Source organism: Cupriavidus sp. 05N40 (genome assembly GCF_056397305.1).
In genome coordinates, this window is sequence record NZ_JBFTND010000007.1 from 31,960 (window position 1) to 54,677 (window position 22,718).

Consider the following 22,718-nt stretch of genomic DNA (forward strand, 5'->3'; position numbering starts at 1 on the left):
TAGCCGGCCTGGCGCAGCTGATCCTCGCACGCCGGCTTTCCAAGCCAAGCCGCTATAACAAAGCGAATGGAGACACAACATGGCAGGACCGACGATTGATTTCTGGCAGGCGCGCTTCGAGGCCGGCCAAACACCGTGGGACCGCGGCGCGGCCAGCCCGCAGCTCAAGGCATGGCTGGCCAGCGGCGCCATCCGTCCCGGCGAGGACGTGATCGTGCCCGGCTGCGGCAGCGGCTGGGAAGTAGCCGCGCTGGCGGAGCAGGGCGTGCGCGTGCGCGGCATCGACTACGCGCCGGCGGCGCTGGCGCGCACCGGCGAGCTGCTCGCGCAGACCGGGCTCAAGGCGACGCTGGAACAGGCCGATGTACTGGAGTGGCAGCCGCCCGCGCCCGTGGATGCGGTGTACGAGCAGACTTGCCTGTGCGCGCTGCATCCGGATCACTGGGTTCGCTACGCCGAGCAGCTTCATGCGTGGCTGCGGCCTGGCGGGCAGCTGTTCGCGCTGTTCATGCAGATGCGGCGCGAGAGTGCCGCGGAGGGCGTTGTCGAAGGGCCGCCTTATCACTGTGACATCAATGGGATGCGGGCTTTGTTTCCGGCGGACAAGTGGGAGTGGCCTAAGCCGCCGTTTGCTGCCGTTTCGCATCCTATTGGGGCGGTTGAGTTGGGGGTGGTTTTGGGGAGGTTGTGAAGTCCGGCCTTCCCACCTGCGATGGCTCTTGGCTTGGCAAGCGACAGCCATGATCAAAGCGCGGCCGGCCGGCCTCGACTGCATATTTAATCGGTCGATGCAACACACTGCACACCGCGTGAGCAGATGCCATCGGTGGGCCGATGGCATCTTGATCGCTTAAGTCGGCTCGAAGCAATAGGTACAGATCTTATTGCCATCGGGGTCCCTGACATATGCCGCATAGGCAGTAGGCGTAAAGCTGCGCGGGCCCGGCGCGCCTTCATCATTGGCGCCGAGGCTGAGTGCGGCCTCGTGGAATGCATGTACGGCATCCCGGCTAGGTGCAGCAAAGCTTACTGTGCCGCCATTGGCATAGGTCGACGGCAAGCCATTGCCGGGCTTGGTGACCATGAACTCTGGCCCGAAGGTGCCCCATAGCGATGCTGTTTCGAAGTCTAGGACACGCTGGATGCCGAGTCGGCTCAGGACGGCGTCGTAGAATGCGCGCGAGCGCTCCAGGTCATTGGTGCCGACCACGATATGTGTGAAGATTGCCACGGTGTATCTCCTTGATAGTTGGAGGTAGGAAGAAATTTGGGTCCGTGCTGTGTGCCAGCGGCGACCGAATCGGGGCCAGGAGCGTAAAGCCCTCACGAAGCCCCTCGCATCCATGAAGGCATCAGCGCCAGGGTGCAGTGTTCAGATATCAGTTCCATGGCCGCGTCCTAGTACAGCACCACGGACCGGATCGACTCGCCATGCTTCATGAGGTCGAAGCCCTCGTTGATGCGCTCCAGCGGGAAGCTATGGGTGATCAACTCGTCAATGTTGAGTTTTCCTTCCATGTACCAGTCGACAATCTTCGGTACGTCGGTGCGGCCGCGAGCCCCCCCAAAGGCCGAACCTTTCCATTCACGCCCAGTCACGAGCTGGAATGGCCGCGTCGAGATCTCCGCGCCGGCTTCGGCGACGCCGATGATGATGGATTTGCCCCAGCCCTTGTGACAGCACTCCAGCGCCTGGCGCATGACACGCGTGTTGCCGATGCACTCGAAGCTATAGTCGGCGCCGCCGTCGGTCAGTTGCACGATGTGGTCGACGACGTTGTCGGTATCGCGCGGATTGACGAAGTGCGTCATGCCGAAGCGCCTTGCCATGCCTGCACGAGCGGGATTGAGGTCGACTCCGATAATCTTGTCGGCGCCCACCATGCGCGCGGCCTGGATCACGTYCAGGCCGATTCCCCCGAGTCCGAACACGACAACATTGGCACCCGCCTCGACCCTGGCGGTAAAGATGACCGCGCCGACGCCGGTCGTCACGCCGCAGCCGATGTAGCAAATCTTGTCGAACGGCGCATCCTGCCGCACCCTGGCGACCGCGATTTCCGGCACAACGATGTGATTGGCGAAGGTCGAGGTCCCCATGTAGTGAAATAGAGGCTTGCCGCCGATGGAAAAGCGAGAGGTGCCGTCCGGCATCAGGCCGCGGCCCTGCGTCTGCCTTATCGCCTGGCACAGGTTGGTCTTGCGTGACAGGCAGAACTTGCACTGGCGGCATTCAGGCGTATATAGCGGAATCACGTGGTCGCCCGCTTTCAGGCTCGTGACGTTGGGTCCGACATCCACCACAATGCCAGCGCCCTCGTGGCCGAGGATCGCCGGGAAGATGCCTTCAGGGTCGGCGCCGGACAGCGTGTAATAGTCCGTATGGCAGATGCCGGTCGCCTTCACTTCGATCAGTACCTCGCCGGCGCGCGGCCCGTCGAGGTCAACTTCCTCGATCGCCAGCGGCGCACCGGCTTCCCATGCGACTGCGGCTTTGGTCTTCATTGCATCTCCTCCCTTTTCTCGCTGAGTTTGAATCGCCTTATCGGCCAAGATAGTGTTCAATGCGCTGTCGCAGGCCCGGCTCGGCGGCCGAGCTGACCAGTGCCGCCATGTCCGCGTCCGCGGTTGAAGGCAGCACCGCGGCGTACAGCGCGGTACGGGCGCGGGAGGAAAGCACGCGAGAGGCACCACCATCCTCGACCAGCCGGGCCGGCCAGTCGGCCTGCCCCGCCAGGCGAGAGACCAAGCCAATCCGTGCTGCCTCTTCGGCAGGAATGTCACGCGCCGTCTGCAGGATTTCGCGGGCCGGCTCGGCGCCGACCAGTGCCGCGAAGCGACGCGAGCCGAGCACCAGGTCGAACAGCAGACCGGGCATCCGGAAGTGCGAGTCGACCGTCGCATAGCGGCGCTTGCATGCGGCAAACAGGTCCACACCAGCGCCGAAGTTGCGCCCGTGCGCATATGCCGTGGTCAGGCAGGGCGAGTACGCGACCATCTGCAGCAGCGTTTCGATCCTGACCAGGCGCAGCAGCAAGTCGGCATCGGTCTGCTGGTCGAGGTCTCCCAGGTCGAACCCCGCGCAAAAATTCCGTCCTGCGCCTTGGAAGCGGATCATCGTGGCATCGTCGTCGTGTGCCTGCCGGACCGCGGCGATCAGGGCTTCCACCAGTCCCGGGCAAAGCGCATTGAGCTTGTCTGGACGGTTCAAGGTGAGCGAGACATGTCCGGCCTCGCGTTCGACGATGAGCAGATCGCTCATTGCGCTATCTCCTCACTGGAGGGGACCGCCGAGCCCAGCACTTCGGCATTGTGCTCGCCCAGCGCGGGCGGACCACGGCGGATCGGCAGATTGACCCCGGACAGGCGGATCGGCGAGGCGAAAGTGCTGGTTTCGATGCCATTGGGCAGCGTGAGGGGCTGCACCCATTGCATATGTTCCACCTGCGCGTCGGCGAGCACATCGGAATATGTATTGATTGGTGCGCAGGGCACGCCCGCTTGCCGGAACCGGCTCAGCCAGGTGGCAGCGTCTTCCCGGACGAACTCCGCTTCGAGCATCTCGCGCAGTTCGCGCTGGTGCCGCGCGCGCAGCGTCGGATTGGCGAAGCGATCGTAGGACAGCCATTCCTCGTGCGCCATGACGGCGCACACTGCCCGCCACAGGGTATTGTTGCCGGCCGCCATACCGAAGTAGCCGTCGCGGCAGGCGAACACCTGGTAGGGCGCGTTGCGTGGATGGGCGCTGCCCAACTTGACCGGATCCTTGCGGCTGCCAAAGTACTCGGAGGTCTGCAGTGCAGCGATGCCAAGGGTGGCGCCCAGCATGGAGATATCGACGTGCGTGCCCTCGCCAATGGCCTGTGCCTGCCGCAAGGCGCATACTGCAGAGAATGCCGCATAGAGTCCGGCGGAGAAGTCGGCAATCGGAACGCCGCATTTCACCGGCGCGCCGCCGGGTTCACCGGTCACGCTCATGATGCCGCTCATCGCCTGGAGCGTCAGGTCGAAGCCGCCTTCGCTAGCGCGCGGGCCTGACTGGCCGTAAGCGGAAATCGAGCAGTAGACCAGGCCGGGACTCCCGCCGCGCAGGGCGTCATAGCCGAGACCAAGGCGATCCATGACGCCCGGCCGGTTGTTCTCGATCAGCAGGTCGGCCGAAGCGATCAGGTCGCGGGCGCGGGCGGCATCGTCGGGATCCTTCAGGTTCAGGGTGACAGAGCGCTTGTTCCGGTTCAGCGATGCGAAGTTCTCGCTATAGCCCCCCGAGATCGGCGGCCAGCTCCGCAGCGTGTCGCCCGTCTCGGGATGCTCGATCTTGATGACGTCAGCGCCCATGTCGGCAAGCAGCATGCCGCAGTAGGGACCCGCAGCCACGTTGCAGATTTCGATGACGCGGGTGCCCTCGAGGGGCAGGGCCGGTTTTGCAGGAGTTTTCATTGTCTGGAGGAGAAGTGAAAGGTCGGGAAGCGGGCTGGCAGACGGGATGCGCCCGCCGGACATTGCCGTCAGGCGCCGGTGTGGGGCACGACCAGCAGGTAGAGCAGACCGAAGAAGGTCCCGGCGGTGATGAAGCTGACCAGCGTGAAGCCGAGCACCCGCTGCACTCCGACGCCAGCGATTGCGACCACCGGGATGGCCCAGAAAGGTTGAAGCAGGCTGCCCGCCAGTTCGCCAGCGGCCACTGCCATCGAGGTGCCGGCCAGGGTGGAACCGAGCTGTTGGGCGGCCGGGATAGTGAAGGGGCCTTGGACGGCCCAGTGGCCGCCGCCGCTGGGAATGAAGATGGTAATGACAATGGAGCCCAGGTAGCTCCAGAACGGCAGGGTGTCGCCGGACGCGAAGCGGATGAAGGATGCCGACGCGACTTCCGCCAGCCCGGTCGCATGCATGATGCCCATGATGCCGCCGTAGAAGGGGTACTGCAGCAGCATGGGGCCGGTCACCTTGGCGGCTTCCGTCACGGCATGAACATAGGCCCCGGCGCCGCCGTGCAGGCACAGACCGCCTAGCAGGAAGATGAAGATCACTGTGTTGATGTCCAGCCGGATACCGGTCGCGCTCCATTGCTGCACAAGGTAGGCAGCGCCCGCCACGACGAAGACCAGTGCGCACAGGCGTGACCGCTCGAGCAGGCCGGCCAAGCCGTTGCGGCGCTTCGGCTCAGTCGCCGCGGCTTCGCTGGCTTCAATGGCCTTGGGGTCGGCGGCGATGATGTCGCTGTCGGACGGACGCATCATCATGAAGACCAGCGGCAACAGCAATGTCGCAATCAGGCCAGCCGCGAGATTCCAGATGGAGAAGACCGTATGCGAGAGCGGCACCACGGCGTGCGTATGCTGCTCGACGATATTGAGCGGATTCCCTGGCGTGGCAATGGAAAGGGCAATCGAGCTCGACATGCCGGTGAACGCCCACAGGACCCAGGCCGTATAGCCAGCAGCGACGAGCCAGGCAAAGTCGACCCGTACGCGCTTGGCCACCTCCTTGGCTAGCATGGCGCCGACCACCAACCCGAAGCCCCAATTTAGGAAGGTTGCGAAAGCACCGACGATCGAGACCAGTGCAACGGCCGAGAGGGGACCGGTGGCGAGCATTGTGAGGCGTTGCAGGCCACGCTTGATCATGGGTGCGCTGGCCAGCGCGTAGCCTGTCACCAGCACCAGCACCATCTGGAAGGCGAAGGTGAAGATGCCGAAGATTCCCTTGTACCAGCCGGCCAAAATGTTCGTGACGGTGCCACCTGGGRCAAAGGCGGAGGCACAGGCGGCCGTCATCACTGTCAGGAGAATAACAATGACAAACGGGTCGGGCATCAGCCGCTCGAACAGATATACGCATGAGCTGATCGAGCGCTGCATCCACGTCTTCTGTGACAGCGGTCCGGAAAGAGCGAGTTCCTGTGCTTCCATGATTTGTCTCCACACCAGAATGTTGCGGGCCCGTCTGAGGCCTCTGTAGGCTATTTCTTGCGCGCTATGCGACGGCCGCAGTGGTGGGCAGCGGATGAATCGGGATGACGGACTTCTCCTCCAGTCGCTCCTCCCGCTGCATGGTCATCAGGATCTGGCGCGCGCGGCGCAGGGCCTTGTCGGTCTTAAGGAACAGCTCGGAATAATCGTCCTCCGGATAGGCGAACATCGCCTGCTGCCGTTCCAGTGCCCACTGGTCCTGCGCGACCACGGCGGGGAACATCTCGGCAACCTTGTGCGCAGTTGGGATATCTGGGTCGCTCAGCGTGGTATGGCCCTTCGTGCACGACACGTTCCAGCGCCAGACGAGGTTTTCCTCGTCGACCGGGTAGTGCAGGTGCAGCAGCGTGTATCCGCGTTCCATCTCGGTGCCGAGTTGGCCCTCAGGTGCTACATGCATCTCGACACGCGTCAGGCCCGGGCTGACCATACAGTGCGTATGCAGGCGCTCGACTTCCTCGTAGTGGAACCACTCACGCAGGTAGGGTGGCTGCTTGTAGCCGTGCACGTGGCGGAGCGTCTTGACGTACTCATAGCCCGCGTCGATGCCTTCCTGCAGTTGCACGGGAATGAGGCTATTCTCCTTGTCGCCGATGTTGCCGTCGTGCAAGGGATAGAAGTGCGTGATGTCGAGCAGGTTTTCGATCAGCAGCAGGTAGTTGGCCGGCACTTCTAGCGGCTGGGGCGAGCCGACCCCCACCTTGCCGGGATCAGTGACCTCCGGTGTGCGGGGGGGCTCAATGTTGGCAGCAGCCTTCTGTTCGCCTGGCCAGACCCAGACGACACCGTCCCGCTCGCACACCGGCACCCCATGCAGGCGCGCCTGGGGCGGGATCTTGCCCGGCTGGGACGGAATCTCCACGCATTGCCCGCTCGCGTCATAGCAGAGGCCGTGATACGCGCATTCGAGCCGGCCATCGTCAAGCAGCTTGCTCTGGGAGAGAGGGAAGCGCTTGTGACAGCAGCGATCGTCGAAGGCGACCACCTCTCCATCGTCCGTGCGCCACATGACGACTGGCTTGCCGGCGATCTTGAAGCCCTTGAGCTCATGGACGGGAAATTCCCGCGCGAAACCGATGGGATACCAACAATTCTTCACGTACTCGAACTTGCTCATTTCAGTTGTCTCCACGTTTTTTGGGGGGAATGACGAACGAGCGCGGCGCACGCCGGCTCAGAGGTCGAGGGTCAGGGTCTGGCTCTTAGCGCGGCTGCAGCAGATCATCACGAACTCCTGCTGATCCTCCTCGTCGAGGACGCTATCGCGATGAACGGGATCGCCGTCGAGATAGCGCGTCATGCAGGTCCCGCAGTAGCCTTCCTCGCAGGACACGTCGACTTCCACCGCGTTTTCCCGCAATACCTGGACGATGGTCTTGCCGGGCGGCACGGTGAAGGTCTTTCCGCAGCGTGAAAGCGTGACGTCGAAGGGTTGCTCTGCCTCAGCAGGTACGCTGGCCGGCTTTGACGCCGGCGCCGAGAAGCGTTCGCAATGCCGGGTGCCTGCGTGCCAATGCGCAGAATTGGCTTCCACTGCGTCCATGAAGCGTGACGGGCCGCAGTAATAGAGGTGCGCGCCGTCTGGCTGCTCCCGCAGGACGGCGCTCAGGTCGAGGCCTTTGGCGGGATCGCCGCCATCATGGTGGATGTGGGCGATGCCGGCGTGCACGAGCGGCGAGAGATCGTCGAGGAAGGCCGTCCGCCGTGGGGACCGGGTGCTGTAGTACAGCGTGAAGGTGTCGCGCCGTGCCAGTGCCGCCGACATCATGGACTTGATAGGGGTAATGCCGATGCCACCCGCTACGAATACATGGTGCGAAGCGTCATCGGCCAGCGGAAAATGATTACGCGGCCTGGAAATGGTGATGCGGTCGCCGGCGGCAAGCTGGTGGATCGCGGCGGAACCGCCTCGCCCCGCTGGTTCCCTGAGGACGGCGATGACGTAGCGGCTGGTGTCATGCGCGCTGCTGCAAATCGAATACTGGCGAATCAACCCGCCCGGCAAATGGACGTCAATATGGGCGCCTGCAGAGAATGCCGGTAGTGGCATGCCGAATAGGTCTGCCAGCTCGAACGCCCGGATATCTTCGGCGAGCTCGCTGACAGAGCGGATCGAAACGGGGATTTTTCCGGCGACCCGGTCATTTGCGGTGACGGTATCGCGTCTGCTTTCGACGATGAGGTCCATCGCGGTCTCCTGGAGGGTGCCCCGACCGCGTCGCTTGAGCAAATCGCGGCGGTCAGGTCGTCGTGGTTTGCTCAAGCATAGATTTTCGACTGTTTAATTCAAGCGATATTTTCAGGCACTATAACATCAATAAATTTGATGTGTCTGGAGAGAGAGGGACTTCACGTTTTTATGGTGAGAAACGGTGAATGATTCGGAAAAGTCGGTTGTAACGCGCTTTATCAAGCGTATTTGTGCCTTGCCCAGGGATTTCTACACGGCCGACGGTGGAAACCCTTACTTCTGAAAATCGCTGATATGTCCGGCGAGTTCGGCAATCGTGCTCGGGAGGGAATAAGTGTGTTCAGGCGAAACAGCGGCGACAAACTCGACGGGCTCAAAAGGATCTCGGACTCCGATAATCTCGAGTTGCCCACCGTCGAGTTGCCGGCGGTAATTGGGAATCGGCAAATAGGTAATTCCCATTTCGGCCATCGCGAGCGAAGCCGCGACGCCCATGCTCTTGCAGCGCGCCAGATAGCGGCAATGGGCGTGATCACGCTGAAACCAGGCGTTAATGGCGGCGCTATGGAAAGACTGGGGCTTCAAACCGATCAGCGGGTATTGCGCAAGCTCCGACGGCGCATAAGTCTTGTGTGCCATTTTCAGGCCCGGGCTCGCCATCCAGGCGAATTCGACTTTGCCGAGTGGGATTGTGGAGACGTCCTGCATGCGTGTGTGCCCGGGAGCCAGCACCAGATCCAGCTCGCCCTGCGTGAGGGCATCCATCAGGTCGCTGGTGAGTGCCTCGTCGATTTCCAGCCTCACTTGCGGATACTGCCTGGCTATGGCCTTGATCAGTGCGGGGAGCCACGTAGTGGATACGACTTCAGCAACCCCCATGCGGACGGTGCCACTCACTGCGCTCGGCGCCGCAACGCGATGCGAGAGTTCCGCTGAAAGGTTCAGGATGCGTGCGGCATAGTCGAGCACCTCGCGTCCATGCGGCGTCAGCCTTGCCTTGCGTTGCGTCCTGTCAAAAAGCTCAACCCCGAGGCTACGCTCAAGCTCGCGCAATCGCATGGAGACGGTGGACTGCGTAGCGCAAAGTCGCTCGGCTGCCGCCGCAAAACCGTCGAGCTGAACAATCCAGTAGAACGTTTCGAGTTGCTGTAGCGTCACGGCTTTCTGTCGCCTCCTGTAAGTGCATTGCAGGAGAAAGGATACAGGACGCCAGGGGCCTAACGGCTGCGCCCGTTCGATGGCGGCTCCTTGCAATTGACGGTCGTCGTCGGCTAGTTGGAGGTGGCGCGAGCGGGTCATGCGGATGCCCCCTGTGCTTGACGCTCCCACCCAAGGCATGGCTCACCATGGCTCACCCTAGAGGAGGCAGGCCGCGCCCAACGATTGGACTACTCCCGGCTATCGAATCAACGTAGAACTGCTTGGGGCCCTCATAGCAACACCTGGGGCATATTGAGACTGTTGCGCGCTTTGGGGTGTCGAACCAACGGCTCTTACGGCCCCCAGCGTAGCGACCGTCCCCCCCCTCTTCGACCTCTCATTCCGAGGCATCCCCGGCGCGTTTCGCTCAACGACGCCTCGCATGGTCACTCTGGATAACCGCATAGGCGGATCGCAGAATCGACGTTCTGCATGCCTCAGTAATCCACGGCCAGCTGCATGAGTTGACGCGGGCACTCCGGGTCCGCCCCATGCTGCAAGTGATGCCGTGACAGGGTGCCGCATCAGCCTGGCGGCTCGGTTGTTTGACCGAAGGGCGTGCTCATAGGCTGCTCGCATAAATCGCTCGCTCCCCCAGAAAACCTTGATCGTCACGCCGCTTGACGTAGCCCGTCGTCACGACTATAACCATCCATATGGATGGTACGGGGATGGTTTCAGGATGGTAAATGTGACGTGGAAAACCCGCCGAACCCTCCCCGCATGACAAACCAGGAGAAAAAGTGACGATGGAAAAGCCTACAGCACAGATCGCGACGCTCAGACCAAAGGGGGGCGAGACAGAGAAAATCACCATCAACCTCGGTCCGGTTGATCTGGGCCAGATCGATCTATTGGTGGAGGAAGGCTTCTATTCCAACCGAACCGACCTGATCCGCACCGCCATTCGCAACCAGCTCGCCGTGCATGCACAAGCGATTCAGGAAACGGCAACACGGCGGGCGCTGGTTCTGGGCCTTCAGCATTTCTCGAAGCAAGACCTCGAGGCGGCGTTGAAGGCCAACGAGAAACTGGCCATTCACGTGCTCGGTTTGGCGAGCATTGCATCGGATGTCAGTCCCGAACTGGCGTTGGCGACGATCGAGTCGATCGTGGTGCTAGGCGCCTTTCACGCGCCAGCCGCCGTCAAGGCGGCATTGGCTGGACGCATACGGTAGTAGGCGGCAATTTCGCCGCGCCTGGTTCGCCAGGCCTGCAGAGACCCCAACATGAAAATGAACGACGCCTTTCTTGCCTCGATGCATGAGGCAATGCACCTGCTGCAGACGGCGGGCCCGATGGAGGCCACTGCCGTCATCCAGCGCGCACTTCGCGGGCAGTCGCCAACCGGCAACACAGGCGAAGCGCGAGCACCGATGCCGGCGCAAGTGGTGCAATCCTTGTTGACGGACAACACGTCACAGGGCCGGGCCGATACAGCGCCATCCGTGGAACCCGCCGCGCCGCGCCGCGCGCCACCGACTGCAATGCCCGGCCACTTCAGACGGCACACCTTTGCCAACCAGGCCGGGCAACGGTCCTACAAGGTCTATATCCCCGCCGGGCATTTGCAGGAGCCGATGCCCTTGGTGGTCATGCTGCACGGCTGCACGCAGGATGCCGATGACTTTGCCGCCGGCACGCGCATGAACGCGCTGGCGGACAAACTCGGCTTTGCGGTCGTGTACCCGATCCAGGCCGCCGATGCCAACACGTCGAAATGCTGGAACTGGTTTCGCCCTGGCGACCAGCAAGCCGACCGGGGCGAGCCGTCGATCATCGCGGGCATCACTCGCGAGGTCATGGCCAGCCACAGCATCGATCCGGATCGAGTCTATGTTGCGGGGCTGTCCGCCGGTGGCGCGATGGCGGCGGTGCTGATCCAGCGCTATCCGGACCTTTTTGCCGCAGCTGGCGTCCACTCGGGGCTGCCGACAGGGTGCGCGCATGACCTGCCTTCGGCGCTGGCGGCCATGAAGGGTGGCAAGGGATCGGGCGCTTCCAGGCGCGGCATTGCGCCGCCGGCGCGGCCGGTGCGTCCACTGATCGTGTTCCACGGCGATGCGGATCACACCGTGCATGCGTCGAACGGGGCGCGACTGATCGAGCCGTACGAACAAGGCCACGATCACAAGCACACTGAGCGCGAGACCGTCCGTGCAGGCCATGCCTACACGCGCTACCGGATCTTGCCGCCTGGTGGCGTGGATGCGGAATACTGGCTGATTCACGGCGCGGGGCATGCCTGGGCCGGTGGCGGCAGCGGCGGGTCGTACACTGACGCAAAAGGGCCGGATGCCAGCGTGGAAATGCTGCGATTTTTCCTCGCCCATCCCCGGCGTTCCTGAATCAAGCAAAATATGCCGTGATACATCTCATCAGACGCGGGCGAGGGGCATGGCTAGCCGTCGCCGCGTCGCGCGCCCGCTGGGGCGAGCCCTTGGCAGCCGGCGCTATGATTGCCGAGTACTCGCCCACGATCGGCTGGCCGGCCCAGCTAGGCAAGTGCTTTGCAAACGACTTCGGCGGTTTCCTTGGAAAGGCCCGGCGTCGCCGCGACTCCCTCCAGCGCGGCGCGCATCAGCGCGCGACGCCGCGGCTCGAAGCGCCTGTAGCGCTCGAAGTTGCGCACCATACGGGAGGCCACCTGCGGATTGATTTCATCAAGCGCCACCGCTTGCTCGATCATCAGCTCGTATCCGCAGCCGTCGGCCGCGTGGAATTGGGCCTGGTTTGCGCCAAAGCTGCCCAGCAGCGCGTAGACCTTATTGGGATTCTTCAGTGTGAAGACCGGATGCGCGGTCAGTTCGCGAACCCGCGCGACCGTTCCGGGTAAGCGGGACAGTGCCTCCAGTCCGAGCCACTTGTCTACCACCAGCGGCTCGCCCTGCCACTTGGCGTAGAAGGCGTCGAGTGAATCGCGGCGCTCGGGCCAATCGCAGTTGGCGATGGCGGTGAGCGCCGCCATTGTGTCGGTCATGTTGTCGGCGGTCTGGAGTTGCACGAGGCACATTCGGTGCGAATCTTCGTCGCCGAGGTCCACCAGCATGGCCAGGCAGAGATTGCGCAACGCGCGGCGACCGATCGACGCGGCGTCGGGCTTGTAGGGACCGGGTGTGGCGAAGCTGTCGTACGAGCGGCGCAACTCGGAGCGCAGCCGATCGGCCAGGAACTTGCGCATCGCCAGCCGCACCTCGTGCACGGCCTGAGGGTCGATCTCATCGAGCTGTTCGCCGATCACTACTTCGGACGGCAGCGCGAGTGCCTCGGCAGCGAAGGCCGGATTCCGCGCGGCGCCGTCAAGCACGCGGCCGAAGGCACGGGCCAAGTGGTCCGGGAATTGCACTGGCCGGCCGGCGCGATGATCGACTACACCGGCGAGCAGCAAGTTCATCGCGAGATGCTGCCCCGCTTCCCAGCGGTTGAACGGATCGCTGTCGTAGCTCAGAAGATGTTGTAGCGCCTCATCGCTGTAGTCGTAGTCGATAACCACAGGCGCGGAAAAGTCGCGGAGCAGCGACGGCACGGGACGGGCCGGCACATCCAGGAAGCGGAATGCCGCCGTCTCCTGGCGTAGCGACAGCACTCGGCTCGTGCATTGGGCCGTCTCCTCACCTTCGAGGCGCAGTGGCATCTCCTGGCCATCGGCGTCGATCAGACCGACTGCCAGCGGGATGTGCATTGGCTGCTTGACCGGCTGCCCCGGGGTGGGCGGGCAGTGTTGTGTCACGGTCAGCTCGTAGGTACGCGTGGCCGCGTCATGGCGGTCGCGGATGGACAGGCGCGGAGTACCGGCCTGCTCGTACCATAGCTTGAACTGGGCGAGATCCACACCGCTTGCATCCTGGATCGCGCTCACCAGATCATCGGTCGTGACCGCTTGCCCATCATGACGTTCGAAGTAGAGTTCGATGCCTTTGCTGAAGGCTAACGCGCCAACCAGCGTGCGCATCATGCGCACCAGCTCTGCCCCCTTGCTGTAGACCGTGGCAGTATAGAAATTGCTGATCTGCTGGTAGGAGCGCGGTCTCACCGGGTGCGCCATCGGGCCGGCGTCCTCCGGGAACTGGCCCGCGCGCAGATTGCGCACAGCCTGGATGCGCGACACTGCGCGCGAGTATCGGTCGCCAGCGTACTGCTGCTCGCGGAAGACCGTCAGCCCCTCCTTGAGCGCAAGCTGGAACCAGTCCCGGCAGGTGACGCGGTTGCCGGTCCAGTTGTGGAAGTACTCATGGGCAACCGTGCGATCGATGAAGCTGAAGTCCCAGTCGGTGGAGATGTCCGCCCGGGCAAGCACCAGCTTGGTGTTGAAAATGTTCAGGCCTTTGTTCTCCATCGCGCCGGCGTTGAAGTCCCCCACCGCGAYGACGTTGTACTGGTCAAGATCGATCTCCAGGCCGTAGGTGTCCTCCTCCCACTTCATCGCGTGCTTGAGCGACTGCAGCGCGAACTCGCACTGATCCAGCTTGCCGGGCTCAACGAAAAAGCGCAGCGGCACCGTGCGGCCTGAGCGGGTCGTGAAGCTGTCCTCGCGGCCGTCGAGCCGTGCAGCCACGACGGCGAAGAGGTAAGAGGGCTTGGGAAAGGGGTCTTCCCAGCGGGCCCAGTGACGGCCGCCAGCCTCGTCGCCTTGGCCGGTGAGGTTGCCGTTGGCCAGCAGCACGGGATACCGGGCCTTGTCGGCATGCAGCGTGACCGAATAGCGGGCCATCACGTCCGGCCGGTCGAGAAAAGGTGTGATGCGCCGGAAGCCCTCCGCCTCGCAAAGACTGAAGAAGCCGGTGCTGGAGGTATAGATCCCCATCAGCTTGGTGTTCTGGCTGGGGTTGAGGTGGCTGACGGTCGTCAGCCTGAAGGCGTCGGGGGCGTTCCGCAGGGTCAGGTGGCGCTCGTCGAGCATGTAGCGGTCCGGGCCGAGCGGGATGCCGTCGAGGGCCACCGACTCCACCACAAGCTCGTCAAGATCGAGCCGCAGCGGCGCCTCGGGTTCGACTGCCTTGGGGTTGCGGCGGACCGTGATCCGGGCGAGTACACGCGCATTGTCCTCGGCGGCGAAGTCTACGTCGAGCTCGACCTCGGGGATCAGGAAACTGGGCGGCGCGTAATCCTTCAGATAGACCGTTGCGGCTGCTGGGACGTCCATGCTGTGGCTCCCTATCGCGTCAGAGATCGGGCTTGGTGCAGGCTTCGACGACGATCATGCTGATGAACTGCAGCTTGGCCACGACCGGCTTGGACATCACGAAGGGGTAGAAATCCGGTTCGCCCATGCTGCGCGCCATCTCGTTGAGGACCATGGTTACCTCGAGCCACGCGTTGAGGAGGGATAGAAAGCGCTCGGCACCGGGGTCTTCGGGTGCGTACAGCGCATCTCGCGTGAACGGCTGGATGTCTCCATCGAGATCCTCGGCATCCAGGCCGAAGCCTAGCGCCGTGCCTAGGCTGTCGACCACGTGCAGGTAGTGAGCCCACGTTTCGGCCCAGTCCTCCCAAGGGTGCATCGTCGCGTATGAGCTGATGTAAGCGTTGGCCCAATCGGGGGGAGGTCCTTGCTCGTAGTTGCGCTTGAGCGCCTCGGCATAGCTGGCGCGCTCATCGCCAAAGAGCAGCCGGAATGGCTCTAGCCACCCGGTGTTCCAGACCAGCCGGTCCCAGTAGTAGTGGCCCACCTCGTGGCGGAAGTGCCCCAGCAGCGTACGGTAGGGCTCCCGCAGGCCATGCCTGATGTGCTCGCGCTTGGCATCATCGGCCTCCTCGACGTTGAGCGTGATCAGGCCGCTGGCATGCCCGGTCATGACGCACGGGCCTCCGGGCGGCGAGCGCAGGAAATCGAACATCAGGCCGTGCTCGGGATCTTCCTCCACCTTGGATCGCACTGGCAGGCCCAGCGCGAGCAATTGCGAAACCAGCCGGCGCTTGGCGACCTCGATTTTCGTCCAGTAGAGTACGTTGTCAGCGTCGTCGAGGTCGGGGATGGTGCGGTTGAGCCGGCAGGCGATGCAGTGTGGCTGGGGATTGTGCGCATATATCATCCAGTTGCACGCGGCAGGGGAGTCACGGTTCGCGCAGAACTTCAGCAACTCCTTGCGGCCTTCCTCGCGCCAGGTACCGGGTTCGGGGCCCGGTTCAAGTGCGCCAAGCCGGCCTTCGTCCGGCAGGAAGCCCAGGGGCGAGTTGCATGCCAGACATAGCGTGTTGCGGAAGAAGACGTGGTTGCCGCAACGGCACTTGTAGGCACGCGAGTGGCGCTCGACGCGCACGTCATGCCTCTTCCACTGCGTGTCCACCTCTTGGCTGAGCGACGCCAGCAGATTGTGCATGTCTCCCCCCAAATGATGGAGCACGGTGAGACAAGAATAGGCAACAGGCGGGGAGCTGCAAGATTAAGATTCCCGTTGACTTGAGTCATCCAGTTCGTGCCCGGCAACGCCTGAACAGCATGGGCGCGGGCGCCACAAGCGACATGCAGAGCCCTTTGGGTCCACGGTTACCAATGGATGCCGATTTGGAGGGGTCGCCGGCCTGCCTGACGTAGGAGCTTCTTGCCCGCGATGACCGGGGGCATGGGTTGAGTATCGGCACGAGGCGGGTCTGCGTTTCACGACCCTCAAGCCAGAGCAGCAGGTGAAAGACTGCCTATGAGTCAGCCGTTCAGCTTCCAGAGCAAAAAACACCGCTGATGCGATTCGGATGGAGGAAATGTTTCTACAGGAGTACCGAGATGCGCGGACGGTCTTTTCGCGGGCATTCTAGACGGATGCGGGTAGGCCGATGAGACTACTCGTCGCCGCTGGAGACGACGTCCGTTAGCCTGGCTGAAGCCGCCATCCGAATGACCGATTGAGCGTGAGTGCCAAAGGCGCTTCATGGCCGTCTCGGTCCGATAGCCGCCGCGAAACCACGGCCGTCTCTGGAACGACCGCTTCTCAAGCGAGGGCTGCCACGTGGCCGACCCCGACGTCTTGCTTTCCCGTTCACAGAACACCTGCGCAATATGTTCGGTGTTCCCACTCAAGCGGAAGCACCAAGCAATGGGTAAGACCGTCCGTGGACCAATCATTTCCCCAGTGCCAGCATCACAAGTCATCAGCGCACTCGAAAATGGAGCCACGACATGACCGCCCGCCAACGCCGCCCACGCACCGCCGCCGAAGCCAGAAAAGCCGCCAGGGAAGCCCGGCTAGTAGCCGACCCCTTGCTGCCGGAAATCCAGCCCACGCCCACCGCCCAATGGCCCCAGGAAACCATCCAGCAAAGCTGCGACGACCTCCTGCGCGTGAGCGCCGGCCTGGAATCCGTCCTGACCCTGCTGGAGTTGCAGGCCGGGGAGCAGGCCGCCAATAGCGGCCTGCATGCGCTGCTGTCTCCGCTGAAGCGACAACTGGACCAGGCAGTGGACCGGGTACAGGCCCTGTACTGACGCCAGCAAAACCCACCCGAGACCCGCCTCGACGGGTCTCGTACCGGCCATTGCGTAAGCCAACTTGCGGAAGCAACAGAAGTCCGCCGCCGAAATTTCCGAACCCCGGCGAGCAAAACCGCTCACCCCCCGCACCGCAGCACCGCCCACCCGTGGGTAATCCCCACCTCCGCATAGCCAGTCCGCACAAGAGCCGCCCCACTAGTTTTGTTACGGTGGCACAGCCAGCGAAAGCGCGGCACTTCGCCCGCGAGGCATCCCCCCCTAAGCCAGGAGACAACGTTGGAGATCCTGCAACTGACCATCTCAGGCATTGCCCTGGGCTGTATCTACGCCCTGATCGCGCTGGGTTTCGTGCTGATCTACAAGGCGACCGAGACCGTGAACTTTGCCCAGGGCGAGTTCATGATGCTGGGCGCGTTTGCCGGGGTGGTGCTGACCATGATGGGGTTGCCGCTGTGGCTGGCGGTGCCGTTGACGGTCGCGGGCATGGCGGGGTTCGGGATGCTGGTGGAGCGGCTGGCGATCCGGCCGATCCTGGGGCAGCCGCAGTTCACGGTGGTGATGCTGACCATTGGCATGGGGTATGTGATGCGCGGCGTAATCACCATGGTGCCGGGCATCGGGGCGGGTACGCATACGTTGCCGGTGCCTTACCAGGGCATGGTGTGGCGCGCGGGCGCGCTGGTGCTGAGCGTGGAGCAGGTGGCGGTGATCGGGGCGACGGCGGGCTTGTGCGTGTTGTTGTACGGGGTGTTCCGCTATAGCCGGATCGGGGTGGCGATGCAGGCGAGTTCGCAGAACCAGCTTGCCGCCTATTACATGGGCATTCCGGTGCGGCGGCTGAACGGGCTGGTGTGGGGCTTGTCGGCGGCGGTGGCGGCGCTGGCGGGGTTGTTGCTGGCGCCGATCACGTTTGTGCATGCCAGCATGGGCTTGCTGGGGCTGAAGGCGTTTCCGGCGGCGGTGGTGGGGGGCTTTGGCAGCCTGCCGGGGGCCATCGTGGGCGGGCTGGTGATCGGGGTGGTGGAGTCGCTGGCGGGGTTTTACCTGCCGGAGGGCTTCAAGGATGTGGCGGCGTATGTGGTGGTGCTGATCGTGCTGGCGGTCAGGCCTAACGGGTTGTTTGGCGAGAACCTGCGCAAGAAGGTGTAGAGACGCGATGCGATTCCTCTTCAAGACCGATTATCGCCAGGACCTGCGCCTGGCCGGAAAGCCCGGGCAGGCCTTGTGGTACGTGCTGCTGCTGGCGTGTTTGCTGGTGGCGCCGGCCTGGGCCGGCAGTTACTGGATTGCGCAGCTGGGCTTTGTGCTGATCTATGCGATTGCGGGGCTGGGGCTGATGGTGCTGGCCGGCTATACCGGGCTGCTGTCGATCGGGCATGCGGCGTTCCTGGGCGTGGGGGCGTATGCGCAGGCGTGGCTGACCGGGCATGGCGTGCCGTTCGTGCCGGCCCTGGTGGCGTCGGCTGTGTTGTCCGCGGCGACGGGTGTGGTGGTGGGACTGCCGGCGCTGCGGGTGAAGGGCATCTATCTGGCGATTGCCACGCTGGCCTTCGGTTTCATCATGGAGGAGGTGATGGCGCGCTGGGAGGGGGTGACCGGGGGCAACGCGGGGCTGCCGGTGGCGGCGCCGGAGGTGGCCGGTTATACGCTGGATAGCCCGGTGGCGTTCTATTACTTGTCGCTGGCGGTGTGCCTGCTGGCGACGCTGGGGGTGCTGAACCTGCTGCGCGGCGCGACCGGGCGGGCCTTCATCGCCATCCGGGATTCGGAGATCTCGGCGCAGAGCATGGGGATTCACCTGGCGCGCTACAAGACCTTGTCGTTCGCGTTGTCGGCGGGGCTGGTGGGGCTGGCCGGGGCGTTGTATGCGCACAAGCTGCGCTTTATCTCGCCGGAGCAGTTCGGCATCGGGCAGTCCATCGATCTGTTGTTGCTGGTCGTGGTGGGCGGGCTGGGTTCGGTGCACGGCGCGTTCCTGGGGGCGGCGTTCCTGATCGTGATGCCGCAGCTGATCGTGCTGGCCAAGGACTGGCTGCCGCCTGCGGTGGCGCAGGCGAGCGGCTTGCAGGCGCTGGTGTACGGGCTGGTGCTGATGGGTTTTGTGTTGTTCGAGCCGATGGGGCTGTACGGGCGCTGGTGCAAGATCCGCACTTACCTGGAGCTGTTTCCGTTCTACCGCCAGGGCATGTTCCGGCGGCAGAAGGCGTTCCAGCGCTCCGAGCGCCTGAAATAAGGAGGGTGCGTCATGTCGCATAGCCATTCCGAACCCTTGCTGAGCGTGCGCGACCTGACCGTGCGCTTTGGCGGCGTGCTGGCGCTCAACGGCGTGAGCTTCGACGTGCGCGCGGGCGAGGTGTTTACGCTGATCGGGCCGAACGGGGCGGGCAAGACCACGGTGTTCAACCTGATCAGCCGCATCTATCCGCCCACCGGCGGGGAAATCCTGTGGCAGGGCCAGCCACTCACGCGCATGCCGCCGCACGCGATTGCGGCGCAGGGCATTGCGCGCACGTTCCAGAACATCGAGTTGTTCGAGCACGCCACGGTGCTGCAGAACCTGCTGATCGGCCACCACACGCACCGCGCCGCTGGCTTCTGGGCAGACCTGCTGTTCACGTCGGCGGCGCGCCGCTCGGAGCTGGCGGCGCGCCGCAAGGCCGAGGAGATGATCGAGCTGCTGGACCTGCAGGCGCACCGCGATGCGTTGGTGGCGGGGCTGCCTTACGGCGTGCGCAAGGTGGTGGAGCTGGCGCGCGCGCTGTGCAGCGGGCCGCGCCTGTTGCTGCTGGACGAGCCTTCGTCCGGGCTGAATGTGGAGGAAACCGAGGACATGGCCTGGTGGATCCGCGATATCCGCAGCGAGCTGGGCATCACCGTGCTGATGGTGGAGCACGACATGAGCCTGGTGTCGCGCGTGTCTGACCGCGTGCTGGCGATGAACCAGGGCCAGGTGCTGGCGCAGGGCACGCCTGCCGAGGTGCAGGCGCACCCGGGCGTGATCGAGGCTTACCTGGGCACGGTGGACGATGTGGCTTCGCTGCGGAGGGCGGCATGAAGCTGGCCGCTACCGACAACGACGCCGCCGCGCTGCGCGGCATGCTGGCGGCGCCCGTGCTGGCGCTGGCCAATGTGGAGAGCGCCTACGGGCCGGTCAAGGCGATCCGCGGGGTGAGCCTGGCGGTGGCGCCGGGCAGCATCGCCACCGTGCTGGGCGCCAACGGGGCGGGCAAGACCACCATATTGAAGACCATATCCGGTGTACTGGATCCCACGCGCGGCAGCATCGCCTTCAAGGGCGAGAGCATTGCCGGGCTGGACCCGGCGCAGATCGTGCGGCGTGGCCTGAGCCATGTGCCGGAGGGCAGGGAGGTGTTCCCGCTGCTGTCCGTGCGCGACAACCTGCTGATGGGCGCCTACACGCGGCGCGACCGCGACGGCGTGGCGCGCGACATGGAGGCGGTGTACGGCTATTTCCCCGTGCTGCGCGAGCGCGCGGCGCAGGATGCCGGGCTGCTGTCGGGCGGGCAGCAGCAGATGCTGGCGATCTCGCGCGCGCTGATGGCCGCGCCGGAGCTGATCCTGCTGGACGAGCCGAGCCTGGGGCTGTCGCCCAAGCTGACCAAGGATATCTTCGAGATCGTGGTGCGCATCAACCGCGAGCGCGGCACCACCATCCTGCTGGTGGAGCAGAACGCCAATATGGCGCTGAACGCGGCGGACTACGGCTATGTGCTGGAGAACGGCCGCATCGTGGCCGAGGATACCTGCGCGGCGCTGCGCGAAAAGGACGATATCAAGGAGTTCTATCTCGGCATGAAGGATAGCGGCGTGCGCGGGGAGCGGCGCTGGAAGAAACGCAAGACCTGGCGCTAGCGGTTGTTTCAACAAGATCCTGGCGTCATTGCGCGGCCTTGCCGTACCGCTTTGTACTGTCCGCGGCCGCGCCCGGCAGGCGGTGTGCAGTGCGATCCGGATTTCATGCTCCGCCCTGGCCAGCACCGCTTCGCTTCATTTTGAAACAACCTCTAAGGACGTTCGGAGAACCGCCCATGGCAAAACCAGCCGCGCACACCATGCAGCCCTTGTCCGAAGCCGCGTTCCAGACCGTGCCGCAGATGTTCTGGCATGCGGTGGAGGTGCGCGGCGATGCCGTGATGATGCGGCAGAAGGATCTTGGCATCTGGCGCAGCTATGGCTGGCGCGAGGTGGGCGAGATCGTGGCGGACGTGGCCGCGGGGCTGGCGGAGCTGGGCCTGCAGCGGGGCGAGGTGGTCTCGGTGCTGTCCAACACCAACCGCGAATGGGTCTGGACCGACCTGGGCGCGCTCACGGCCGGCGCGGTGGTGAACGGGATCTACCCCACCGATGCGCCGTCGCAGGTGGAATACCTGTGCCAGGACTCGGGCTCCGTGGTGCTGTTCGTGGAGAACGAGGAGCAGCTCGACAAATACCTGGAGGTGCGCGAGCGCCTGCCGGGCCTGCGCCGCGTGGTGGTGTTCGACATGGAGGGGCTGTCCGGCTTCGATGATGCCGCCGTGATGAGCCTTGACGCGCTGCTGGCACTGGGCCGGCAGGCGCGCGCGCGGCAGCCGGGCTGGCTGCCGGCCATGCGGGCCGAGGGCAGCGCCGACGCGCTGGCGGTGCTGGTGTACACGTCCGGCACCACGGGGCGGCCCAAGGGGGCGATGCTGTCGCACCGCAATGTGCTGCGCAGTTGCCTGACGCTGCGCGAGTTCATGCCGGCCACTACCATCGGCGAGCGCATGGCCTTCCTGCCGCTGTGCCATGTGTCGGAACGGATCTTCGGCGAGTATTACGCGATCCTGTGCGGTGCGGTGGCGAACTTCGTGGAGAACCCGGACACGATTTTCGACAATATCCGCGAGATCCAGCCGGATGCCTTCCTGGCGGTGCCGCGCGTGTGGGAGAAGCTGTATTCCAGCGTGACCATCGCCGTGCGCGAGGCTACCGGCCTGCAGCGCCGCGCCTACGCCTGGGGGCTGGCGGCCGGCAGGGCACGCGTACATGGGCCCGGGCAGGCGCGGCGGCTGTCCCTAGGCGCGCGCCTCAAGCTGTGGCTGGCCGACACGCTGGTGCTGGGCAATGTGCGCCGCATGATGGGCCTGAATCGCGTGCAACTGGCGGTGACCGGCGCCGCGCCGATCTCGCCGGACCTGATCCGCTGGTATATGGCGCTGGGCATCGAGCTGCATGAGCTGTGGGGCATGACCGAGATCACCGGCGCGGCCACCTGCAACCCGCCGGGCCGCATGCGCCCGGGCAGCATCGGCATTGCCTTGCCGCATACCGAGGTAAAGATCTCGCACGAGGGCGAGCTGCTGGTGCGCGGGCCGCAGGTCTTCATGGGCTACCTGAACCTGCCCGCCAAGACGGCCGAGACGATGGTGGACGGCTGGCTGCGCACCGGCGACGTGGGCCGCGTGGACGCGGATGGCTATTTCTATATCACCGACCGCATGAAGGACCTGATCATCACGGCCGGCGGCAAGAACGTGACGCCTTCCGAATGGGAGAACCAGCTCAAGTTCAGCCCCTACGTGACGGACGCGGTGGTGATCGGCGACCGCCGGCCTTTCCTGAGCTGCCTGGTGATGATCGACCAGGACAACGTGGAGCAGTGGGCGCAGGAGCATGACGTGCATTTCTCCGACTACGGCTCGCTGTGCCGCAGCAAGGAGGTGATCGCACTGGTGGGGCAGGAGATCGACCGCGTGAACCAGCAGTTCGCGCGCGTGGAGCAGATCAAGGCGTTCCGCCTGCTGGAGACGCGCCTGGGTGCCGAGGACGAGGAACTGACCCCGACCATGAAGCTCAAGCGCAAGCTGGTCAATGACAAGTACAGCGAACTGATCGAGTCGATGTATCCGGCCAAGGTGGCTTGAAGCGCTGAAGCACTAGCCCTCACAGG

Annotated in this window: 19 protein-coding genes; 9 read left to right on the forward strand and 10 right to left on the reverse strand. The window is 64.2% G+C overall.

The window, feature by feature from the left end; all coding sequences use genetic code 11:
- Window positions 1-79: 79 nt before the first annotated feature.
- On the forward strand, window positions 80-691 hold the full coding sequence (locus AC1DO7_RS03105) for a methyltransferase domain-containing protein (protein WP_441615366.1): 612 nt from the start codon (window positions 80-82) through the stop codon (window positions 689-691).
- Between the two features lie 159 nt (window positions 692-850).
- Here AC1DO7_RS03105 and AC1DO7_RS03110 read toward each other — a convergent pair whose 3' ends face one another.
- The 8 genes from AC1DO7_RS03110 to AC1DO7_RS03145 form a co-directional block, all read right to left on the reverse strand.
- Complete coding sequence (locus tag AC1DO7_RS03110) at window positions 851-1,231, reverse strand: VOC family protein (RefSeq protein WP_441615368.1); 381 nt, start codon at window positions 1,229-1,231, stop codon at window positions 851-853.
- 167 nt (window positions 1,232-1,398) lie between these two features.
- Window positions 1,399-2,505, reverse strand: a complete 1,107-nt coding sequence (locus tag AC1DO7_RS03115) for an S-(hydroxymethyl)glutathione dehydrogenase/class III alcohol dehydrogenase (protein ID WP_477115776.1) — start codon at window positions 2,503-2,505, stop codon at window positions 1,399-1,401.
- Window positions 2,506-2,542: 37 nt separating this feature from the next.
- Entirely contained in the window at window positions 2,543-3,262 is a 720-nt protein-coding gene (locus AC1DO7_RS03120) for an enoyl-CoA hydratase/isomerase family protein (RefSeq protein WP_441615372.1), read from the reverse strand.
- A complete protein-coding gene (locus AC1DO7_RS03125; RefSeq protein ID WP_441615438.1) occupies window positions 3,259-4,440 on the reverse strand; it encodes a CaiB/BaiF CoA transferase family protein in 1,182 nt (393 codons plus the stop codon). The genes AC1DO7_RS03120 and AC1DO7_RS03125 overlap by 4 nt, the downstream gene beginning before the upstream one ends.
- Window positions 4,441-4,508: 68 nt before the next feature.
- Complete coding sequence (locus AC1DO7_RS03130; RefSeq protein ID WP_477115777.1) at window positions 4,509-5,912, reverse strand: TIGR00366 family protein; 1,404 nt, start codon at window positions 5,910-5,912, stop codon at window positions 4,509-4,511.
- A gap of 64 nt (window positions 5,913-5,976) precedes the next feature.
- A complete protein-coding gene (locus tag AC1DO7_RS03135) occupies window positions 5,977-7,089 on the reverse strand; it encodes a Rieske 2Fe-2S domain-containing protein (protein ID WP_441615376.1) in 1,113 nt (370 codons plus the stop codon).
- 57 nt (window positions 7,090-7,146) lie between these two features.
- Window positions 7,147-8,160 (reverse strand): PDR/VanB family oxidoreductase, encoded by a 1,014-nt coding sequence (locus AC1DO7_RS03140; protein WP_441615378.1) that lies wholly within the window; start codon window positions 8,158-8,160, stop codon window positions 7,147-7,149.
- Window positions 8,161-8,436: 276 nt separating this feature from the next.
- On the reverse strand, window positions 8,437-9,321 hold the full coding sequence (locus AC1DO7_RS03145; protein WP_441615379.1) for a LysR family transcriptional regulator: 885 nt from the start codon (window positions 9,319-9,321) through the stop codon (window positions 8,437-8,439).
- 791 nt (window positions 9,322-10,112) lie between these two features.
- On the opposite strand from AC1DO7_RS03145, the gene AC1DO7_RS03150 reads away from it, so the two are divergent.
- Both AC1DO7_RS03150 and AC1DO7_RS03155 read left to right on the forward strand, forming a co-directional pair.
- Window positions 10,113-10,541, forward strand: a complete 429-nt coding sequence (locus AC1DO7_RS03150; protein WP_441615440.1) for a CopG family transcriptional regulator — start codon at window positions 10,113-10,115, stop codon at window positions 10,539-10,541.
- A 51-nt stretch (window positions 10,542-10,592) separates the two neighbouring features.
- Window positions 10,593-11,711: an extracellular catalytic domain type 1 short-chain-length polyhydroxyalkanoate depolymerase gene (locus tag AC1DO7_RS03155; RefSeq protein ID WP_441615381.1), complete on the forward strand. Its 1,119-nt coding sequence runs from the start codon at window positions 10,593-10,595 to the stop codon at window positions 11,709-11,711.
- A gap of 149 nt (window positions 11,712-11,860) precedes the next feature.
- Here the strand turns inward: AC1DO7_RS03155 and pepN are convergent, their stop codons facing one another.
- On the reverse strand, window positions 11,861-14,506 hold the full coding sequence (gene pepN / locus AC1DO7_RS03160; protein ID WP_477115778.1) for an aminopeptidase N: 2,646 nt from the start codon (window positions 14,504-14,506) through the stop codon (window positions 11,861-11,863).
- Window positions 14,507-14,525: 19 nt separating this feature from the next.
- Window positions 14,526-15,683: a zinc-binding metallopeptidase family protein gene (locus tag AC1DO7_RS03165; protein ID WP_441615385.1), complete on the reverse strand. Its 1,158-nt coding sequence runs from the start codon at window positions 15,681-15,683 to the stop codon at window positions 14,526-14,528.
- A 794-nt stretch (window positions 15,684-16,477) separates the two neighbouring features.
- On the opposite strand from AC1DO7_RS03165, the gene AC1DO7_RS03170 reads away from it, so the two are divergent.
- The 6 genes from AC1DO7_RS03170 to AC1DO7_RS03195 all read left to right on the forward strand — a co-directional run bounded on the left by AC1DO7_RS03170 (window position 16,478) and on the right by AC1DO7_RS03195 (window position 22,692).
- Window positions 16,478-16,783 (forward strand): DUF1484 family protein, encoded by a 306-nt coding sequence (locus AC1DO7_RS03170; RefSeq protein ID WP_441615387.1) that lies wholly within the window; start codon window positions 16,478-16,480, stop codon window positions 16,781-16,783.
- Between the two features lie 282 nt (window positions 16,784-17,065).
- The gene (locus AC1DO7_RS03175) at window positions 17,066-17,938 is read left to right on the forward strand and encodes a branched-chain amino acid ABC transporter permease (RefSeq protein ID WP_441615389.1); all 873 of its coding nucleotides are present in this window, start codon (window positions 17,066-17,068) and stop codon (window positions 17,936-17,938) included.
- Between the two features lie 7 nt (window positions 17,939-17,945).
- Window positions 17,946-19,022 (forward strand): branched-chain amino acid ABC transporter permease, encoded by a 1,077-nt coding sequence (locus tag AC1DO7_RS03180; protein WP_441615391.1) that lies wholly within the window; start codon window positions 17,946-17,948, stop codon window positions 19,020-19,022.
- A gap of 12 nt (window positions 19,023-19,034) precedes the next feature.
- Window positions 19,035-19,844, forward strand: coding sequence for an ABC transporter ATP-binding protein (locus tag AC1DO7_RS03185; protein ID WP_441615393.1), 810 nt, complete (start codon window positions 19,035-19,037; stop codon window positions 19,842-19,844).
- Window positions 19,841-20,662, forward strand: coding sequence for an ABC transporter ATP-binding protein (locus AC1DO7_RS03190; RefSeq protein WP_441615395.1), 822 nt, complete (start codon window positions 19,841-19,843; stop codon window positions 20,660-20,662). Before AC1DO7_RS03185 ends, AC1DO7_RS03190 begins: the two co-directional genes overlap by 4 nt.
- Window positions 20,663-20,838: 176 nt before the next feature.
- Window positions 20,839-22,692, forward strand: a complete 1,854-nt coding sequence (locus AC1DO7_RS03195; RefSeq protein ID WP_441615397.1) for an AMP-dependent synthetase/ligase — start codon at window positions 20,839-20,841, stop codon at window positions 22,690-22,692.
- Window positions 22,693-22,718 lie beyond the last annotated feature (26 nt).

What these genes read in the sequence shown, in the direction of transcription:
- AC1DO7_RS03105 (WP_441615366.1), top strand. Translation starts at nt 80, where the DNA reads ATGGCAGGACCGACGATTGATTTCTGGCAGGCGCGCTTCGAGGCCGGC.
- AC1DO7_RS03120 (WP_441615372.1), bottom strand. Translation starts at nt 3,262, where the DNA reads ATGAGCGATCTGCTCATCGTCGAACGCGAGGCCGGACATGTCTCGCTC.
- AC1DO7_RS03125 (WP_441615438.1), bottom strand. Translation starts at nt 4,440, where the DNA reads ATGAAAACTCCTGCAAAACCGGCCCTGCCCCTCGAGGGCACCCGCGTC.
- AC1DO7_RS03135 (WP_441615376.1), bottom strand. Translation starts at nt 7,089, where the DNA reads ATGAGCAAGTTCGAGTACGTGAAGAATTGTTGGTATCCCATCGGTTTC.
- AC1DO7_RS03140 (WP_441615378.1), bottom strand. Translation starts at nt 8,160, where the DNA reads ATGGACCTCATCGTCGAAAGCAGACGCGATACCGTCACCGCAAATGAC.
- AC1DO7_RS03150 (WP_441615440.1), top strand. Translation starts at nt 10,113, where the DNA reads ATGGAAAAGCCTACAGCACAGATCGCGACGCTCAGACCAAAGGGGGGC.
- AC1DO7_RS03155 (WP_441615381.1), top strand. Translation starts at nt 10,593, where the DNA reads ATGAAAATGAACGACGCCTTTCTTGCCTCGATGCATGAGGCAATGCAC.
- AC1DO7_RS03165 (WP_441615385.1), bottom strand. Translation starts at nt 15,683, where the DNA reads ATGCACAATCTGCTGGCGTCGCTCAGCCAAGAGGTGGACACGCAGTGG.
- AC1DO7_RS03170 (WP_441615387.1), top strand. Translation starts at nt 16,478, where the DNA reads ATGACCGCCCGCCAACGCCGCCCACGCACCGCCGCCGAAGCCAGAAAA.
- AC1DO7_RS03180 (WP_441615391.1), top strand. Translation starts at nt 17,946, where the DNA reads ATGCGATTCCTCTTCAAGACCGATTATCGCCAGGACCTGCGCCTGGCC.
- AC1DO7_RS03185 (WP_441615393.1), top strand. Translation starts at nt 19,035, where the DNA reads ATGTCGCATAGCCATTCCGAACCCTTGCTGAGCGTGCGCGACCTGACC.
- AC1DO7_RS03190 (WP_441615395.1), top strand. Translation starts at nt 19,841, where the DNA reads ATGAAGCTGGCCGCTACCGACAACGACGCCGCCGCGCTGCGCGGCATG.
- AC1DO7_RS03195 (WP_441615397.1), top strand. Translation starts at nt 20,839, where the DNA reads ATGGCAAAACCAGCCGCGCACACCATGCAGCCCTTGTCCGAAGCCGCG.